16 protein-coding genes are annotated in these 19,364 nt (G+C 43.6%); 5 read left to right on the top strand and 11 right to left on the bottom strand.

Annotated elements, in window-relative coordinates; translation table 11 throughout:
- Nucleotides 1-235: 235 nt before the first annotated feature.
- Complete coding sequence (locus MKY54_RS04085; protein ID WP_339189630.1) at nt 236-4,618, bottom strand: S-layer homology domain-containing protein; 4,383 nt, start codon at nt 4,616-4,618, stop codon at nt 236-238.
- 168 nt (nt 4,619-4,786) lie between these two features.
- Here MKY54_RS04085 and MKY54_RS04080 point away from each other — a divergent pair, with 168 nt between their 5' ends.
- On the top strand, nt 4,787-4,912 hold the full coding sequence (locus MKY54_RS04080; RefSeq protein WP_051491363.1) for a DUF4023 domain-containing protein: 126 nt from the start codon (nt 4,787-4,789) through the stop codon (nt 4,910-4,912).
- Between the two features lie 98 nt (nt 4,913-5,010).
- On the opposite strand, the gene MKY54_RS04075 is transcribed toward MKY54_RS04080, so the two are convergent.
- Together MKY54_RS04075 and MKY54_RS04070 are read right to left on the bottom strand one after the other, a co-directional pair.
- Nucleotides 5,011-5,715 carry a hypothetical protein gene (locus MKY54_RS04075; protein ID WP_076185077.1) on the bottom strand — a complete coding sequence of 235 codons (705 nt, stop codon included), beginning with the start codon at nt 5,713-5,715 and terminating at the stop codon, nt 5,011-5,013.
- 186 nt (nt 5,716-5,901) lie between these two features.
- Nucleotides 5,902-6,423: a GNAT family N-acetyltransferase gene (locus tag MKY54_RS04070; RefSeq protein WP_036684918.1), complete on the bottom strand. Its 522-nt coding sequence runs from the start codon at nt 6,421-6,423 to the stop codon at nt 5,902-5,904.
- 169 nt (nt 6,424-6,592) lie between these two features.
- On the opposite strand from MKY54_RS04070, the gene MKY54_RS04065 reads away from it, so the two are divergent.
- Nucleotides 6,593-8,188: an AMP-binding protein gene (locus MKY54_RS04065; RefSeq protein WP_339191114.1), complete on the top strand. Its 1,596-nt coding sequence runs from the start codon at nt 6,593-6,595 to the stop codon at nt 8,186-8,188.
- Nucleotides 8,189-8,279: 91 nt separating this feature from the next.
- Here the strand turns inward: MKY54_RS04065 and MKY54_RS04060 are convergent, their stop codons facing one another.
- Together MKY54_RS04060 and MKY54_RS04055 are read right to left on the bottom strand one after the other, a co-directional pair.
- On the bottom strand, nt 8,280-8,858 hold the full coding sequence (locus MKY54_RS04060) for an SMI1/KNR4 family protein (protein WP_339189628.1): 579 nt from the start codon (nt 8,856-8,858) through the stop codon (nt 8,280-8,282).
- An 11-nt stretch (nt 8,859-8,869) separates the two neighbouring features.
- Entirely contained in the window at nt 8,870-9,307 is a 438-nt protein-coding gene (locus MKY54_RS04055; RefSeq protein ID WP_036684913.1) for a HEAT repeat domain-containing protein, read from the bottom strand.
- 227 nt (nt 9,308-9,534) lie between these two features.
- Here MKY54_RS04055 and MKY54_RS04050 point away from each other — a divergent pair, with 227 nt between their 5' ends.
- From MKY54_RS04050 to MKY54_RS04040, 3 genes are read left to right on the top strand one after another with little or no spacing between them, the layout of a single operon-like run.
- Nucleotides 9,535-10,035 (top strand): DUF4358 domain-containing protein, encoded by a 501-nt coding sequence (locus tag MKY54_RS04050; RefSeq protein WP_339189626.1) that lies wholly within the window; start codon nt 9,535-9,537, stop codon nt 10,033-10,035.
- A 6-nt stretch (nt 10,036-10,041) separates the two neighbouring features.
- Nucleotides 10,042-11,427, top strand: coding sequence for an MBOAT family O-acyltransferase (locus tag MKY54_RS04045; protein ID WP_339189624.1), 1,386 nt, complete (start codon nt 10,042-10,044; stop codon nt 11,425-11,427).
- Between the two features lie 20 nt (nt 11,428-11,447).
- Nucleotides 11,448-12,587, top strand: coding sequence for a DHHW family protein (locus MKY54_RS04040; RefSeq protein ID WP_339189622.1), 1,140 nt, complete (start codon nt 11,448-11,450; stop codon nt 12,585-12,587).
- A 192-nt stretch (nt 12,588-12,779) separates the two neighbouring features.
- Here the strand turns inward: MKY54_RS04040 and MKY54_RS04035 are convergent, their stop codons facing one another.
- The 6 genes from MKY54_RS04035 to MKY54_RS04010 all read right to left on the bottom strand — a co-directional run bounded on the left by MKY54_RS04035 (nt 12,780) and on the right by MKY54_RS04010 (nt 19,180).
- Nucleotides 12,780-14,189, bottom strand: a complete 1,410-nt coding sequence (locus MKY54_RS04035) for a HAMP domain-containing sensor histidine kinase (RefSeq protein ID WP_081387735.1) — start codon at nt 14,187-14,189, stop codon at nt 12,780-12,782.
- Complete coding sequence (locus tag MKY54_RS04030; protein WP_076130096.1) at nt 14,173-14,820, bottom strand: response regulator transcription factor; 648 nt, start codon at nt 14,818-14,820, stop codon at nt 14,173-14,175. The genes MKY54_RS04035 and MKY54_RS04030 overlap by 17 nt, the downstream gene beginning before the upstream one ends.
- An 84-nt stretch (nt 14,821-14,904) precedes the next feature.
- Nucleotides 14,905-16,182 carry a cellulase family glycosylhydrolase gene (locus MKY54_RS04025; protein WP_339189619.1) on the bottom strand — a complete coding sequence of 426 codons (1,278 nt, stop codon included), beginning with the start codon at nt 16,180-16,182 and terminating at the stop codon, nt 14,905-14,907.
- A 136-nt stretch (nt 16,183-16,318) separates the two neighbouring features.
- Nucleotides 16,319-17,254: a catalase family peroxidase gene (locus MKY54_RS04020; protein ID WP_339189618.1), complete on the bottom strand. Its 936-nt coding sequence runs from the start codon at nt 17,252-17,254 to the stop codon at nt 16,319-16,321.
- Between the two features lie 64 nt (nt 17,255-17,318).
- On the bottom strand, nt 17,319-17,813 hold the full coding sequence (locus tag MKY54_RS04015) for a hypothetical protein (protein WP_111502622.1): 495 nt from the start codon (nt 17,811-17,813) through the stop codon (nt 17,319-17,321).
- Nucleotides 17,807-19,180, bottom strand: coding sequence for a Dyp-type peroxidase (locus MKY54_RS04010; protein ID WP_248549452.1), 1,374 nt, complete (start codon nt 19,178-19,180; stop codon nt 17,807-17,809). The genes MKY54_RS04015 and MKY54_RS04010 overlap by 7 nt, the downstream gene beginning before the upstream one ends.
- Between the last annotated feature and the right edge of the window lie 184 nt (nt 19,181-19,364).

The following is a 19,364-nucleotide window of genomic DNA, read 5'->3' as shown; positions in this document are numbered from 1 at the left end:
ACTTTTGCCTCTCTTTCACACCCATCCGCCTCATTTACTCAGATCAAAGGCACTTTTGCCTCTCTTTCACGCCAATCCGCTGCATTCGCTCATTTCTGAGGCACTTTTGCCTCTCTTTTCCGCCACACCACCGTATCGCTTCCTCCCTCACACTACCCAGCTACGAAAAAAAAGATTGCCTCTCCGTCATCAACGATGACCTTGAGGCAATCTTTTTTCAAACCATCCGATTTAGTTACTTTCCTTGCTTCTCCAGCAGGTTCAGAATGATTGTTACTGCTTCGGCCCGGGACGCTACCTGGTTAGGTGCGAAACGATTTTGTCCTATGCCATTCACAATGCCCACTTCTGCTGCTGCCGCAATATAAGGTACTGCCCATGCGGGTACATCCTTAGCATCATTGAAGGTTAAGGTCGCTTTTGGATCTACTGTAATACCCAGAGCCCTAACAACCATAACTGCTAATTCAGTGCGAGTAAGCTCCTGCGTAGGACGGAAGGTACCATCATCATAGCCGCTGATAATTTGCAAAGCTACTGCCTGAGCTACAAAAGACTTAGCCCATGCCGGAATCTTCGCTGAATCTTTAAAGCTTGAAGTACTACCACTGTCTGGCAATTGCAGGGCACGAGCCAGCATAGTGATAAATTCAACCCGATTTACTTTCTGATTAGGACGGAAAGTATTATCCGGATAACCACTAACGAAGCCCCCTGCTACTGCTTTCTCAATAGCCGCTGCTGCCCAATGGCTGCCAGTATCCGTCAATGATGGTTTGACTACTGGTGTTGCGGTTGGTGTAGGCACCGTTGTTGGTGCTGGTGTAGCTGTTGGTGCTACTGTTGGCGTTGGCGTTGCTGTCGGTTTTGTTGTTGCCACTGGTCCTGTTGATGATCCTGTTGTTGGTGCTGTCGTTGGCGCCGTTGTCGGTTCCGTTGTCGGCGCTGTTGTTGGTTCCGTTGTCGGCGCTGTTGTTGGTTCCGTTGTCGGCGCTGTTGTTGGTTCCGTTGTCGGCGTTGTTGTCGGTTCTGGTGTTGGGTTTACTTCAGGATCTGCTTCCTTAATAATACCGAACTCTTCCAGAACGTATGGTTTAGCATCATTAATATTCTGATCGATCTCATAAGATACAGCTGTTAATTTACCAGCATCTACAGTAATACCTACAAAGGTCTGAACTTGACCGCGTTTGGGACGCGTAGCATCACTTGGATCCGGTCCGTATTTAGCTGCTGTATTCTCATTTGCTACTTCGAAGAGATTATAATACGCATCTCCCAATTCTGGTTTCATGTTCTTGTAGTAAACCTTCGCTCCCGCTGTAGCCGGGATCAGATAGATCGTTCCATCTGGATTTACTGTGTACTCTACAGTTTGACCATTGAAGCTTTCCTTGATCTTCACTGTGTCTGCCGCAGTTCCATCAGCTTTAATTGGCTTGGTCCGGGCATAAATATGGTCGTGGCCTTGAAGAACCAAGTCAATGCCCAGTTCAGCCATCATTGGAGCAACCTTCGCTCTTTCTCCATTTGTACCCATAATGTCTTTGTCAGTAGCATGGTTAGAGGTTGTGTATGGACCTTTATGCATAGCTACGATAATCCATTTCGCACCAGCAGCTTTCGCTGCTTTTACGTCAGCCTTCATCCAATCCAACTGTGCTTGACTGAAGTTAGCAAATTCATCGGAATTCTCATTTGTATTCAGGACTACAAAGTGAGCATTGCTGTAGTCATAGGAATAATAAGCTCCTGTTTCTGTTGCGGAGCCCGGTGCTTCCTTAATATTGTAGTGCTCATAGAAGGCATTTGCCTTATCCTCATGATTCCCTGCCACTGGCACGATTGTCGTGTTAAGCAGGGTGTCTTGCGAATGACCAAGCAACCAATTCCATTGGGATTCATTAGTTCCGGTATCCACGATATCTCCGTTAATCGCCACAAACTCAGCATTCGGGAACGTCGTAAGTGCTTTTGCCATCGTTTCACCGGAAAGAATCGCTTCATCTTCGGTCTTAGCCTGTGTATCAGCCAAATCGATGAAAGTAAATGCTCCTGTCTTAGCGGCAGTTTCAAAAGTTCCCACTGTACTCCACAGGCCTAGTGCTTTATCACCTACACGGAAGTAGTATTTTGTATCAGCTTTCAGGCCAGAAGCTTCCGCTTTATGAACTAATTCATCCTTTGAATTTCTGGAAACCGCCGAACGTCCTGTAAACTCAGCAGCCTTAGCAAAGTCTGGAGTAACGCCCGTATTTTCTACAACCTGCAGATCGTTTCCAGTAGACTTCAACGCTGTGTACCAAGTGAAGCCTTTTGCACTCACTGGGTCGCCATTAAAGGTAACTGTAACTTTTTTAATCCAATCCGTTGAAGCGATAGCAGCTTCTGAATTTGTTCTGTCACTTACAGCTTTGATAACAAATTGATAGGTTTGGTTTGGATTAGTATTTTCTACAGTGTAAGTATAAGAAGCTTTACCTTCTTCATTAGGAACACTGACCGTCCAATTTGCCGATACCAGATCATTTTGCTCATAAATACGATATCCAGACACTGGTGCACCGGAAGCTGGCGCATCCCAAGTCAACGTTATTTTACCACCATCTGCTGCAGTAGCCTTTGCATTTTGCACAGGTTTAACTGCTACTTCCGATTTATGAATGCTGTAGTTATCATACAAGTCTGTAGAACCACCAGTTGTTGTGGTGTAGGCTTCGTAAGAAAGCTCATCATTCGTTACCGTCATCCCCGTGAACATTTCCTTACCAGGCTGTCCGTATTTAGCTGCAAACGGGAATGTTCCTGAAGCTACGTTGTATTTCTTGTTGCCCGCTGCATTTGTAATCAGGTATAAAGTACCCTTAGGATCAGTTACTACTCCGTTTGAGTCCGGAACAATATCCGTCAATGGCTTGTTGTTGTACATCTGATAGCTTCTAGCAAAGGTGTGGTCATGCCCGCCAATTACCATGTCAATGCCAAGCTCGTCAAATACCTTCGTTAATTGCACTCTGTAAAAAAGTACATCTGTATCATTGGTGTGATTGGCAACGGAATAAGGAGATTTATGCAGAAGCACAACCTTCCATTTCTGATTGCTTTTTGCCGCTTCGCTACGAAGCCACTCCACTTGTTTATTGTAAATTTCGTTATTCTCAAGATTTGAGCTTGCACCATAATATTCTGTATTAATTACCATAAAGTGTGCTGAACCGTAGTCAAAAGAATATACAGAACCATCAGGTTTCGCACCTGTATTCGATACGTTCGGCAAATTAAAATGAGAGCTATAATTGCTATAATTTTTACTTTCATGGTTGCCTACCAAAGGAACCAACGGAATATTCGCTAAAATATCCTTAGGCTTATTGAAAAACCATCCCCATTGCTCCTCAATATCACCGTTATCCACCAAATCACCAGAATTCAGGATAAACTCACTTTCCGGGAATTTAGCTAATCCTTCTTGAAGGGTATGATTCCAGATATCAAAATCTTCTTCAGTTGTTCCTTGGGAATCCGTTGTATATAAGAATTTATAAGCCTGATTACTGGAACCTTCTGTCTTAAAAGTTCCTACGTCGCTCCAGTTATCAGCTTGTCCATCCCCAGCACGGTAAGCATATTCCGTTCCCGGCTGCAGATGATCCGCTATTACCTTATGGCTGGTTAGCACAACTGGTTTTTTAGCTGATTTATCCGCTTTTGTCATATACACACTAGTTGTAACGGATGTCCCTTCATAAGATTGAGCGCCTGCCGCAGGAAACTGGCCATTCTCCAATTTAGAAGCTTCTACTACTTCCAGTTTGGTGCCAGTCACACTTTCAGGTGCATACCAGTTGAATCCCATACTAGTCTGCGGGTTGCCATTAAAAGTAATTGCGATAGAATCAGGCTTCCCAACTCCGGGTTCTACTGTCTCCACTACAGGATAAGCAATCAGGCTCATATCCCAATAAAGGTCAGAGCTAGTGTCGCCCGTCTGGTGAACTTCAGCTGAAAGCTCATTACTTCCATCCTTCAGATTGGCTTTTACGATTTCCGTTAGGTCAACCTTTGTATACTCATTTGGATCACTGCCATTAGTTGTACTAAGTGTCTGATAGTCGATTTCACCAGCTGGCATAGCCTCGCGGTAGATTTCTGCACCATTCAGATACAGCACTATTCCGTCATCAAATGCAAAATTACCTAATACTTTATCCGATTTCGTAATTTCTTCCTTATTCACAGTTACATTTGTCCGGAAATAGGAAGTACGATATTTCTTCTTTTTATCCGTGCCGTAGCTTATATTTGTATTCAGAGCACCAAATTGCTTGCTGCTGACTCCGGCTCCAGAATCTTTATAACCAAGCGGCGCTTGGCCTGATGCCCATGTAGAATCATCGTAAACAGACCGCCATACCGAACCTTGATCCGTTCCGTTATCTAGATATTTCCATGTAGAATTGCCCGCCAGTAGTGTTATTGGCTCTAGCGTTTGTAATTGCAGTAATCCAGCATCCTCATTGCTGTCTTCTGCAAAAGCTGGCATTCCTGTAAATGTAAGTCCCAGTACCATAACGAAGGCTAGTGTCATGGATACTGCTTGTTTTAATAACCTGTTCATAATCAGTCTCCCTTACTGTTATTATGAAATGCTTGCATCCATTCATAGTAACTACTAAATATTTTCACAATGTACGGATTGATCCACTAGTTTGTAAAAACGGCTTGTGTATTTAATCAGGCAAAAGTGGTTACAGTAACGGCAAGGTTATGATCAAGGAGGACAAACATGGACGATACTCAAGCTTTTGTAGACAAAGTACACGACACCCAGAAGAAAGCAGAAAAGAACAAACAGAATCACGGTAAAGGAACACCAAGCCAAAAGCTGCCTAATAAACAGCACAGTAAATAGAACACGCAGACACGAAAACAAAAAAAGCAGCAAGCCCTCCCGGATCGGAGTGACTTGCTGCTTTACTTTTTGTAAATTGAGCTTTGCTTTTAAAGGAGTTATTTACTCCATTTCACCACATTCACTGCTACCTTCTCTAATTGCGCCTTGCTCAAAGCCTTGTCTGGAGAACTAATCGTCACAAAACGATCATCCAGTTTATAGGTCAAAAACAATGAATCGCTGGTAGGGCTGTACCACTTAGCTTCTGTACCATTGGAAAGCTTTACGGCATCGCCTTTGTAATCATAGGAGTAGTCACGTGGAGAAACGTTCACCCTCATATGGTCGAACAAAAAGTACACTCCATCTTCAGAGCTAGCTGCTTTTTGAAAAGCGTCTCCACTCACCATTTGTGCTGGTGCATAAACCGTTTTAAACCCATCGAAATTTGCAAAAGCTTTAGAAATTTGTTCTTTTTGAGCGTTGCTGTACTGTACTGGTGTTAATGTATCTTTATCCGGCACCACAGTTCCAGTACCCAGAATGACCTGATTCGCTGCCGCATCAAAAGTCACTGGCACCTTCAACACATCAGCCAAGGCACGTACAGGAAGATAGGTTGTATTGTTATAAGTAATCGGAGCTAATGTGTTACCTTTATTATCAACAGGCGTATAAGCTGCACCATTCACTTTAAATCCAATGCTGTGATTGAGGTATGCTGTGATTTTTTGCAGCTTAGTTCCTGCGTACACACCAGCCGAACCTGTAATTGCCATCCCAAATACCATCGTTGCTATAATGAACTTTTTACTTTTCATATGTTATGCCTCCTTAGAAGATCAATCTCGGTTTTTACTTTAGCTCAAGTTTTAAAGGAATATGTCTCTAAGTTGTATTTAACTTGTACCCAATTTGTAAAGAAACTATTCATCTGGAGCTCTGGTTTGTATAAGAAAAACAGCAACCCGCTTATCCCATAAGGATTTAACGGATTGCTGAGGGCTTTAACCTTGATACGGAGTTGTAACCTTATACACTTCTGAATATAAAATTTCTCTATAAAGTTGGAATTCTTCTTCATCAACAGGGTTAGGGTAAGTCATAATTAAGAGTGGTAAATCTTCATTTCCTTCACGCAAAGGAGGCTGCACATAATCGTAAGGGTTCAAATGAAAGCCCAGCCGCTCATAAAAGCCGATTCTCCGCTGCTCCATTTCACCCAGTGGCCGCTCAACTTCCAAAAGGACAGGCTTGTTAGATAGACTGATGTATTCAGTCATCAGCTTTTTGCCAATTCCTCCACCTCTGATGCTCGGGTCGACTGCTATATGTTCTACAAAACGAAAGCCGGGGAACTCCCAGCAGGCCATGAAAGCAACAATTTTACCCTCAGAATTCATCTCGGTAATGAGACGATAATCTGGAACGTCCAATAACTCCTGTTGTCCCTCAAAGGTTCTGATCTCAGAAGTAGGAAATGAGGCTTCCATAATAGCGAATATTTCATCAAAAGTTGTGTGATTCATAACATAAGTTCTCACTTTCTGGATTTGTGGTCTATTATAAGTTTACCTTACACATATTATCTTAACCCGAAATTCATTAAGAACTCAAGGTACTAGTACCTGGTACTAGGATAACGTGATATACTAAATAGAACAGTTATACACATCTTGTTTGATATAGGAGAGGTTCATATTGGATAATCAGCAATGGATCGCACCTGAGTTCTACAATCTCACTTCGGAAATGGAAAGCCATGCTCCTGAGAAGATTGCGCTTAAGTGGTTAAATGAGCAAGGAGATTATGAGGAAATTACTTACGGTGAATTACGCAAACAAGCTAACCGGCTGGCCGGAGGACTTGCGAAGCTTGGGCTGCAACAAGGGGATCGTGTTCTTGTTATGGTTCCACGCCGCATCATCGCTTATGTCATCTATTTAGCTTGTCTGAAACAAGGACTTGCCATCATTCCATCCTCAGAAATGCTGCGTGCCAAAGATTTATCCTACCGCCTGCGCCATTCTGAAGCCAGAGCCGTTATTGCTTGGTCCGAAGTAACCGGGGAAGTGAATAAAATCTCAGAGGATCTTCCTGCTCTCGATTACCGTCTTTCCGTATCTGGAAGCTCAGACGAACTCGGTGAAGGCTGGCTGGATCTAGAAAGTCTGATGGTTGGACAACCAGAGACCTTCACAGCAGTCGCAAGCCGCCGGGATGATATGGCTATTCTCGCCTACACCTCAGGTACCACTGGCAACCCTAAAGCGGTCGTTCATAGTCACGGCTGGGGTTATGCTCACTTGCGGATCACCTCACCTCAATGGCTGGATATTCAAGGATCTGACACCGTCTGGGCAACAGCAGCTCCCGGCTGGCAAAAGTGGATCTGGAGTCCCTTCTTAACCGTTCTTGGCAACGGAGCTACAGGTTTTGTATATAGTGGATCCTTTCATCCCAAAAAATATTTGCAGCTATTGCAGGATCACAAAATTCAAGTATTATGCTGCACCCCAACGGAATATCGTCTAATGGCTAAAACAGAAGACTTAGGTCGTTACGACTTGTCTACCCTGCGCTGTGCAGTATCTGCCGGAGAGCCATTAAATCAAGAGGTCATTAACACCTTTCAGCGTGAGTTCGATATCACAATCCGTGATGGGTACGGCCAGACGGAAAGCACCCTAATTATCGGAACACTCAAAGATACTCCAATACGCATTGGTTCTATGGGTAAATCAATCGCTCCCGGCTTAGTCGAGGTTGTGGACGAAGACGGCAAGCCACTGCCTGCTGGAGTGGTTGGTGATATTGCCGTACATTTGAGTATGCCAGCCCTGTTCCACACTTATTACAAAGATCCCGGTAGAAAAGAAAGCTCCACACACGGCGAATTCTTCATAACCGGCGACCGGGCAAAGAAGGATGAAGATGGTTATTTCTGGTTCGAGGGTCGTGGGGATGACATCATCATTAGCTCAGGTTATACTATCGGTCCTTTCGAGGTAGAAGAAGCATTGATGAAGCATACCTGCGTTAAGGAATGTGCGGTCGTTGCCAGTCCAGACGAAATCCGTGGGCACATTGTTAAAGCATTTATCGTGCTTAAGGATGAGATTGTTGGTTCACCAGAGCTTGTAAAAGAGCTGCAATCCCATGTTAAAGAGTGGACAGCCCCTTATAAATATCCGCGCAAAATCGAGTTTATTCAGGATCTTCCGAAGACGACCTCCGGTAAAATACGGCGAGTAGAGCTTCGTGAGCAGGAGAACCAAGCTGCGCAGGAATAAACATAGCCATATAAAATTCACCTTATTAAAAAATAAACAAGAGCAGCAATCCATAATGGACTGCTGCTCTTGTTTATTTGGCATCAGGCCGTTACTCGGACCAATATTTCGCATCCGGGTTCAACGCCGCGCCAACTTCGCCTTCTAATACTAAATCGCAATCGAGGTAGCCCTCTTCATCCAGGAAATAAACCTCCTGCTTGTAGAACTCGCATAAGGTCTCCAGGAATTTATCGGGCGAATCATACATCACAATTAAATCGCCGAAATCATGGAGCAGGTCACATACCTGTTCCACACCCTCAGCAGACTTATAATAACAAATGAAATCACTGCCATAGTTCGTTAAGATAGGCAAGATAACTCCATCAGGATGTTGACCTTTTTCCTCCAATATCCCAGCTAATACCTTCATCTCCTCTTCATATTCATCCATATGAATCAGGCGGTACCCTGGAATAAATTCGATAAGGCTTGCTTCCTCTTCCTCACTGCTTGTCCCTGAGACAGTGCTATAAATAGCTTTCAGCAGTTCAGGAGTCTCCGGCAAAACAGCCGTAATCTTTGCTTCGTTACCACCCTTGCCCAAGCTGGCAATATAATCAGGGCGTAATTCTGCGGACAGCTTAAGGTATTCTTGAAATTGTTCTGTCAATTTATTGGTGTGCATATTGTCATCCTTTACTTATTTGCGGAAGTCCACATCTTCATCAGCCACGTATCGAAGTCAGCGCCTTTTTCACCTTCATAAGCGTCGTACACGTCAACTCTCATCTTCTTCAGCTTCTCTTTGAAGTCCTCGTAAGAATGATCTCTTGGCAGGCTCTTTTTAATTCTCAGCAGGATCTTGGATACGCCTTTAACTAGTTCAGGCTTGTTCTTCGATGGCACCTTAACGTCTTCACCAAAAGCCTTCAGCTTAAGGTAAGCAGCTTCTTGAACTGTATATACAGGATCGCTCTCCATTAAACGCGTCAGGATATCGATAATTTGTTTGTGGTTGGTCTGTCCCAGCTCTTCAACTGCTTCTAGACGCGCTCTCCAATCCGCAGAGCGGTTGGCAGCTTTCTTTAATTCCTCATAATTCTCCGGTAGTTCATTGTTCAGTTCTTCGATCATTCCGTTCAATCCCCTTCTATTAAAAACTATCTATCTTACAGTAACAGTATAACCAACCATTGCGCAAGCTAAGAGAGGAAGATCTTTGCATGAATTCATGTGAATATCATATTTCCGCAAAAATATGGGTAAAGTATCCGGAGTAAGTACCCAGCGCAACATTCTATCGACTATATACGTTAGTAACTAGAGAAATTCAGACAATACATCAAGGAGAGTGACCTAAGTTGAAAAAGCATACCTTCCTGCTAGCGTTAACCATTGTACTAAGTGTGGTGCTTGGCGCCTGTTCCAGCAACAACAGTAACAATGGGGCTGCCATTGAAACGAATCTAACTGCAAAAGAAATGGTCGATCAAATGCTGAGCAAAGTAGAGCAGCCATCATTAATGGAGCTTGATGCGGCTACAGTCGAACAGCTATATCATCTCAACCCAGAATTGCTTGAAGATTATAGCATTAGAATGCCTATGATGAATGTGAAAACTAACGAAATCGCCGTTCTGAAAGTTACAGATGTAAAAGATATGACTACTGTTGAGGATGCCATCAAAGCGCGTGCAACAGATGTTCAAAAACAATTCGAAACCTATCTGCCTGATCAATACGAAAATGCCAAGAACTATAAACTTATTAAAAAGGGTAACTATTTCCTGTTCGTTATTGCTGATCCTGCGGATCAAGATAAACTCGTAGCAGACTTCGATACTTACTTCACAGAAAAATAAATAACCATGGTATTCAGCAGCCTACTTTTCCTGTTCCTATTCCTGCCGGCTGTCCTAGCGCTCTATTATGTTTCGCCCTGGCGAATCAAAAACCTCATATTGTTTTTAAGCAGCCTGGTTTTTTATGCTTGGGGCGAACCTGTCTACATTGTAATCATGTTGCTGTCCACCATTACAGATTACAGCTTTGGTCTACTGCTCAGCAGACCAAAGCTGACTGCGGTGCAGCGCAAGTGGATTGTGGTTAGTTCCGTCATTATTAATCTAGGCTTATTGTCGTATTTTAAATACGCAGATTTTCTCATCCAAAATATAAATGGACTCCTCGGTACACATATTCCTTTAACGGATTTACCTTTACCTATTGGGATTTCATTTTATACTTTTCAATCCATGTCCTACATTATTGACGTCTATAGAGGAACTTCGAAAGCACAACGCAATTGGATTGATTTCGGTACATTCGTAGCCCTGTTTCCACAGTTAGTAGCAGGTCCGATTGTTCAATATAACACCATTGCCGGGCAACTACGTGAACGTACGGTCGATATCCCCATGTTCGCAGAAGGTGTACGGAGATTCATAATCGGATTAGCCAAAAAAGTACTGCTCGCCAACAACATCGGTCTGCTCTGGCACACCATATCCAGCTCCAATCTAGATTCCCTGCCTGCTTTTACCGCTTGGCTTGGGATTATTGCGTTTGCTTTTCAGATCTATTTTGACTTCAGCGGGTATTCGGATATGGCTATTGGTCTCGGTCTCATGTTCGGCTTCCGCTTTAACGAGAACTTCAACAAACCTTATATCTCTCAGAGTATTACTGACTTTTGGCGGAGATGGCATATTTCCCTTAGCAGTTGGTTTCGTGACTATGTCTACATCCCGCTTGGAGGCAACCGCCAGGGGTTAGGCGTTCAAGTGCGCAACATCCTCATCGTATGGCTGCTCACGGGTATCTGGCACGGGGCCAGCTGGAATTTTCTGCTCTGGGGATTATACTTCGGGGTCATTCTTATCTTTGAAAAATGGTGGGGATTAAAGCTATTAAGCCGCCTCCCCCGTTGGACAAGACATTTATATGCTGTAGTACTTATACTCATCGGATGGGTCTTATTCGCTTTTGAAGAACTTCCTCTGGTCATTGGCTACTTACAAGCGATGCTTGGCTTTAATGGACAGCCGTTATGGAATAACACCACTTTATACTTCACTTACACGAACGCGATTCTACTCGTGGTGTTAACCTTTGCCTCTACACCTGTGAAGCTCTCCAAGCGGATAGATTCTAGATCGGTTCCTGCTCTTGTTTGGTATGGCGTGTTATTTTTCCTATCTGTTGCCTACTTAGTAGATGCAACCTTTAATCCATTTTTATATTTCCGGTTCTAACCATTAGGGGGTGATTGTTTATGAAGCAGAAGACGGATCGAATCCTGGTTGGGGGATTTGTTGCAACGTTATTTCTGGTCGCTATCCTCTTTTTCTTACTGCCTGTTCAGCGTTTCTCTGAGCTTGAGAACCGGTATTTGCAAAAGGCCCCCCATCTGACATGGGACAATTTATTATCCCACACCTATGCGGAAGAGGCCGAAAGCTTTGTAACTGATCATTTTCCATTTCGGGCCAAATGGGTATGGGTGAAATCGGCGGTGGAACAGATGAAGCTGCAGCAAGAGAATAACGGAATCTATAAAGGAAAAGACGGCTATCTTTTCGAAAAATTCGCAGCACCTGATTACACTAAAGTTCAGCAATATGCAGCAGCTGTGAAACGCTTTGCCGATAACAATCCCGATGCAAACACCACTTTCTTATTGGCACCTACATCGGTTGGCTTGTACAAGGAACGTCTACCCTGGTTAGCTCCTGTCTACTCGCAAGCTGAGGTGAATCAAACAATAGCTAAGGATGTAGGAGATAGCCTTACTTTTATAAATGGATTTGATGTTCTTAGCCCACATGCCGCAGAACCCATTTACTATCGGACCGACCATCACTGGACAACCTACGGTGCCTACTTAGCTTATGTAGCCTATGCTCAAAGCATGGGCTGGCAGCCTCTGTCCCAGAGCGAATACCAGATTCAGACTGTGAGTAATTCATTTCTCGGAAGCTATCATACCCGGGGGCAATTTATCGGGGTCACACCTGATTCCATTCAAATGTACAAACCTAATCATGAGGTATCCACCCAAATGTACATTCAAGATACCGGTGAGACTTTAACAAGTATGTATGACCTAAGTTATCTGGTGAAAAAGGATAAGTACTCTTATTTCCTAGGGGGCGTACATGCGCTCATGAAAATCACCAGCCAGCTTGATCCAACAACGGTCAAACAGAAAAAGCTGCTCGTCATCAAGGACTCTTATGCACATAGCGTTATTCCTTTCCTAACTCAGCATGTGCCTGAAATCCATGTGATCGATATCCGTTATTATAATGGAAACATCAGTGATTATATGGCTCAAAATGATATCAAGGATGTCTTGCTGCTTTTTAATACGGCTACCTTTATTGATAATGCGGCGCTATTGAAGTTAAATTAATGATATTGCGATGGATGCGGTGAAAAGATCTTTAATAGGTGTTGTGCGTAACTGCGGGAATGTTGGACTTTCGGTCGCTGTTGTCTCCAGATGTTTTTGATTTTACCGCTATCAGCGGATAACCTCCGGAGACAGCTTATGCTTCCGATGCGAGCTCTCCTTCGGAAAGCTTTCAGGCGAACGCTAACGCTCCTAAAGTTCCAAAATTCCCTCCGTTACTTCAAACCAAATACTAAAACTAATATATGAGTCCTCTAATTTGGACTCGTATTTCAGATCATTTTTGCCAAGAATCTCCGCGACGATGGACAGACCAAGTCCAGTACCGGAGATTTCTTTATTTCGAGACTCTTCAATTACATAGAATGGGTCCCAGATATACGCTAAATGCTCCGTTTTCAGGCGAGTGGTTTTATTGGAGATCGTAAATTTTAATGTACGAGTAGTGTCACTCCCTAGTTTTATTTCAAAAAAATCCTCTTCACCATATTTAATGGCATTACTAATTAAGTTGTTGAATACTATCTCGATTTGGCTGATATCTTCTTCAACGATTGAGGATTCAAGCGAATGAAAGTCGCTCATTAAGGTTATGTTTTTATTTTTTAACGTAATATTATATTGTGAGATCACTTTTAGCAGAAGCTCTTTAAGATCAAAAGGCTCTTTATGCACTTCTGACTTCTGGATCTTGGACAATTTAATTAAATAATCCACCATATCCGACGTATACTTCACTTGCTCCAAAATGATATCCGTATACGTGCCATCATCCAGACCGTCCTGAATGCCAATCGTATAGGCTTGGATTAAGGATAATGGTGTTTTCACTTCATGCGAAATGCTTGAGATAAGGGTATTTAAACTTTGATTTTTCTCCTCTAATTTGGCATGGGTGCTCTTTAGACGCTGACTCATCTGATTGATGCTTTTCGAGAGCTCTTCGATTTCATCCCCCGTTTGAATCGTCACTTGTTTAAAATCGAGATTGGATATATCCTTCGCGACATCCTGTAATTGTTCTAACGGTGTAATGATCTTTTTTGAAAAATAAGCCACTAACAGCAAACTGATAATAATCCCCAGTAGAATGGAGTAAAAGCTGAATTGATTTACGAGGGTCAAGGCATCTGTATTGTGCACAACCACAGTTCCTATGAGGATTAGACTGCTATCCTGCTCGTATATTTTCGTTAACAGACTCGATTTCAATTTGCCCTGATTAAATAAAAGATTAACCGTGTTGCCTTGTTTTACTTTTTGTAATACCTCATCTGTGATCCAAAATTTATTAAGTGCCACCTTATCTTTAAACAACGCAAATTGAATATTTTCGTTAATTTCTGCTGTACTTCCACTGTTTTCAACCCTAACAATCGTTACGTTATTATTGTTCTCGATCCTGCTTTCATTTTCCATGAGTTGATCCAAACGGAGATCCTTTACTTCGTCATAAATGGTGTTGATCTTGGTTTTCATTTTGTATAGGTAATAATCTGCTGAGAAATAGTTGTGCAGGAAATAAGACGTACCAAAAACAATCAGCAAAATAATGCTCACCATGATCAATAACTTCGTACTTATTTTATGAATTTTTATCATGGAAGCTGTACCCCATTCCCCTATGCGTGATCACGTGGTCAGCCCCAATTTTATCGCGCAGCCTCTTAATATGCGTATCTACCGTTCTTTCTTCGCCCAGATAATCCATTCCCCAAACCGCAGACAATAAGGCATCTCTGGATAAAATACGTCCTTTATGCTCATACAGGAAGGTTAGCAATTCAAATTCTTTTTTATATAACGCCAGTTCGGCCCCATTCTTGTACACTTTCTTCCGCTCAAAATCGATTTCTAAATCCCTAATCGCAGCCACTTTTTCAGTGCCTAGCATTTTTTTAATTCTAAGCATCAAAATCCTTGGGTCGAATGGTTTTCTTATATATTCATCTGCCCCTATATCCAAGGCACTGAATTCATCATCATGGGAAGACCTTGCGGTCAGCATTACAACTTTAGCCAAACTAACCTTCTTGATTTCATTACAAACCTCAAGCCCGTTTCGCTTAGGCATCATCCAATCCAGCACCACCAGATCGATCCTATTCGAAAAAAAGAGCTCAAGCGCCTCTTCACCATCCGCTGCTGTCCAAACGTTATAGCCTTCTTTTTCAAAATAAGTCTTCAATATAGTGGTCATATGTTTCTCATCATCCGCAATTAAAATATTCAAAGTAGATTCTCCTTCCTATAATTATCAGAAGAAAAAGGCGAAATCCTTTACAGGTTTCACCTTTTCATATATTTTCATGCTACGTTATTGCAACTTCTCTACACCTAATCCCTTCGTCAGTACGTTCCATATCGGGTTATCGACCGTCTTTCGATCAGGCTGTTCACCCTTCTCTATCGCTTCCCAATACTCCCAGGTTAGTGGCTCAGTGCCAAGTTCATAATCCATGCCATCCCAAGTATCCTCCCGGAACGCATAAAACGCCCAGTGCCAGCCGTAATCAGCAAAAATCGAGATTAAATCAGCCAAGTATTGATCTGCACCTTTTACAAGCCGGTTCGTGCCAAATTCTTCAGCGACAATACGATTAGCAGGGATGTTATTTTTTTCTGCCCACTGTGCGATAGGTTCTAGAAAATCCTTTAAGGCTTTCTTATTGAATGCTTTTTCCGTCTTCTCCTCACCTACTTTAACTGTTCCAGGATATTCATAGGTTAAGCCTTTTTTCTTATTTTGGCTGGTGAGTTCGTAGGGTTCGTACATATGAAAAGCATATAATACATTCGCATCATCGATGGGTTTCAAATATTTAAAGGCCCATGGTGTAGCATACAGACCAGAATTGACGATAATAGGGGTTTCCGTATCTACGGTTCGAATCGCTGTCACAATAGTCTCATATAAAAGATTCAAATCCGCCGGAGTATTCTCCACTGAGCTATACCATTCGTTGTAATCATCTGTCCAGAAATCATTAAATCCAGTAGCTTGTTCAGGATGTGGCTCATTAATAAGATTATAGCCGACCACCGCAGGATGATCTTTTAATCTTTCCGCAAGATCCTTCCAAAATGTTGCCGCTTGTTCATGATAACTGAAATCCTTCCAGATTCGATCATCATTTGTATAATTATTAAACTGCCGCCACCGATCGCCGGGCAAACTAAGGACTGTCAGCACTACTTTTGAACCCCGCGCCTCGGCTGCATCCAAGTCTGCTTTTAACGCTGTAAAATCATCCTCAACAAGCCCCTCGTATTTATCTGCATTCCCTATTAAAAAGTCTTTATCTGGATTAGCATCCGGTTGATCGTTAAACAGGAAATCACTATCTTTTGCCCATTTATCTGGTGCAAGTCGAATGAACTCTATATTATTTTCTTTCGCTGCATCATAATTTTCGGGTATAGATTTGGAATTCATGAAATTTGTTCCTTTACGCTGTTGATCCCAGAAAGCGATCTTCTCATTTACCTCTTTCTTTACCTCCTTCTCCGGTTCAAGATTTGCTTGTGGTGTTGCTGCACTGCATCCTACGACTGCCAACAAAATCAATACGATAAATCCTTTAAACTTCTTCATTCTCTCACCTCGTAACCTATCGTAGCCAATCTCTGTTACAAGAGTGTCACAAGACATACCTAAAAAAACTGCCCTAAGGATGTCGGCAGACATTCTAGGACAGCCCGATCATATTCATAGAATATAAAATAAATGCTTACTGATTAGTACTTCGACGGGAATGTGACTCCGCATAGGCATCATGACGAAAGTTCAGAATAGGATCTTCAGAGCATTCAATGCCGGCAGGTACAACTGTCGGATCAAAGACGTACTCTTGAGCCTTCTCGTCTGCCACGCCGGTGATCGACAAATGGCCGACAACAATCCGTTCCCGGTCTTCAGGCCAAGCAGACGCCGGGTCATCCGTAGGATCTCCCTCCTGTCCGAGGATTACTGTCAATTGAAACGCCACAGGACCTTTGGACAGTCTCTCGATTAGTTCATCCTCCAAATAATCGGGAGATCGATTCTCCACCTCTTCCTGGGCCAGAAAGTGCAGACCCGCTTCCGGTTCCCACTCATATTTAATAGCCCGCCGCTCGCCAGCAGCATTGGTGAAGTAATAGGCATGAATGGAATGATAAAGGTTGGTTGCAAAACTGAGTGGCGGTTGCAGCATTTTCACGGCTTGAAGCCCAGCCCGGCTTTCCGAATACTTCTCCATAACGGCTTTGAATTTGTCTGCAATGGTCGCTCCCTCAAACGAATTTTCTTTAATTGTACGTAAGATATTAATAAAGGATTGCGGTGTTTTGGCAAAAAAGATCGGCAATGTAATTGTCACCAAACTTGTCACGCCCCCATCAGGCAATACAAACTGAACCGCCATTCCTTTTGCAGGCGAAAAAACATCAGGGATGGACGGATTAGTCGAGCTATTGGAGAAGCGTACGAGAGCTTGCACCTCTTGATTTTGCAAATGTGCAGCTGTTGTTAAAGGACCCGCTTGGCCGTTAGGGGTGAACACCGCCTGGTAGACAACACCTTTGGCGTGCGCGCGTCGATAACCCGGATATTTGCCTGCTACCTCCTCAATGGAGTTTACCGCTTCTTCTGCGAGTTCAGACGACACTAATTTATTATTGTTCATTTTCGTTCACCTCTTTGTAATTTATCAGAAAGGAAAAGGGGACAAAGCCCCCTTTTCTAGTTATTTAGCTTTGTGATGCGTCAAGCAAGTCGTTCCAGGCCTTCGTAATTCGCTGTCCGCGCCAAATATCTCTGACCGTGGCATCGGGATAAGCACTGTACCAGCCGGATGCAGTGATCTGATGATTGGCGATGAAGTCTTTCGCTTCCGAAGATTCAATTCCCGGAAAATCCTTCACTTCATTAAACATGTTATTCAACAACTCTGGAATTTCAGTTCCAAAATCATCGATATAACTATCCCAATCTCCATCATAAGCCGTCGCGAACAACAGCCGCGTGTCGTTATCAAAGATTACGAAGCGCATGTCGTGAACGGTCGCGATCTTCGCCATCGTTTCGGCTTGTCTTGATGCGCTTTTTTTCAGCTTCTCACGGAGACGATCCGCCCCACCTTCTTTAAGCGGCGCAATGATGGTAAGCTCAGATATTTCACCTTCCCGCAGGCCGGCACGTCCAGCGCTTGTAATCGGATTAGTCTGATCTTGTCCTTCTAACATGTTAATTCCTCCTTAGATATATGTTGATCCAACTCTGCCATCCACCGTAATGCAGTCATACTGGGAACAAAGAAATACTCCCCGCCTTTGGTGATTGAAAAACTTGGAATTTCTTTCATCCGGTGGCGAATAGGTTTGTCCGGAATGGTAAACATCCCTTCCCCCTCATTCTTACCGGTAATAGGGTCTTTCTCGGTTGACATGCCCGCGAAATTGCCTCCATTTAACCAATCGCTCTTGATAAACTCGAATTGGCGGGACAATGAGCTGCATATACCTGCAAAAATAAGGCCTCTATCCTGACCATCATCCTCCATTACACCTTTTGGCAGTATAGGGCCATACATCGTTGACCGCCGGAGCAACCGGTGAATGTTCACATTAACAACCGAATCCTGCAAGCTGTCTCGGGGAAATGCACGACGGATATGCGAGCTTACCGGACATTTCAACCCTTTATGATCATCCCCGTACGTAAATGCGTTCCGTCGGCTGACGTCTTCGCCCAGTGCCGGGTCATCTGCTTCAGGAGCCAGACTTAAAGGGGCTCCGCTCGGCCATCTTCCTACCATTTTAGCGGCCAAAAGTTCTTCCTCTTCCCGGTTATCCGCATGCTCCCGCAAATAACGACGGAAAGTCGCGACCCTCATATGCAATTTACGGAAACTGAGGTAACTTCCATTGTGGCCAAGTTCTGCCGGCTGTGGTCCCTGTGTTATAGTGCCGGATTCATTTAAATGCCCGAACAGGAATTCACCGGCTTTAATCTCCGCTTCCTGCCCCACCGCATTGGGTATATGGTTTCCTTCGATTCTCGGATTGCTGATTCCATCCATGAAGCCCAGATGAGTACGTCCGTCAGGATTCATTCCGACATCCAGCTGGTAAACGACGGATACACCATTCAGTTCGCAGTGGATTCGATGGGCTGCTTCTTCTGCTTGAAGCAGCGCTTCTTTGGTAGGCGCGAACAGAGCAAGCGCCACATCGACTTTGTCAGTACCCAGCGGGTCTTCCCAGTGCTCCGGGCTGCTTTCGTTTACATCCCCTAGCTTAGCTGCCCGGGCAGCCATGCCCTCCCGGAACTCCAGGTCGAAGCTGTTGAGTGACTCCTTGGGAATCCCCAGCTTCTGGAGTCCTTGATAGGTAAAACCAACGTTGACCCAAGCACCTTCGTGAGGATTATTCCACTGTCCGGCCGACGTCACTTCGTCGAGAAGCCGCTTCAGCATCACTTTCCCGTCCTGTTGATGATCGATAGACAGCAATACATAGGTTCCTACGTAGGGGGTAGGCCGTTCTTGTAAGACGATTCCTTGAATGTCATCATAATTCAGTTCTTCCGTTTCTGTACCTATGACGCTCACTCCTCCCTCGTCTTAAAGTTGTTTTCATAATATTAAAAACGGGTATTCTCTCATCCGTCTCTCGATCTAATTAAACTTAGCCCTAAATGGTTAATCAGGTTAACAGTCCTCCCCAACTAGACAATAACGGTACATTGTCTAAAAAATAGACACATCGTTAGATTTGTCTAAAATCGAGACAAAA

This window comes from Paenibacillus sp. FSL P2-0121 (genome assembly GCF_037975345.1).
GTDB lineage: Bacteria > Bacillota > Bacilli > Paenibacillales > Paenibacillaceae > Paenibacillus_AQ > Paenibacillus_AQ odorifer.
Note: the sequence above shows the minus strand (reverse complement) of the source record. Positions and strands in the feature narration are given on the sequence as shown.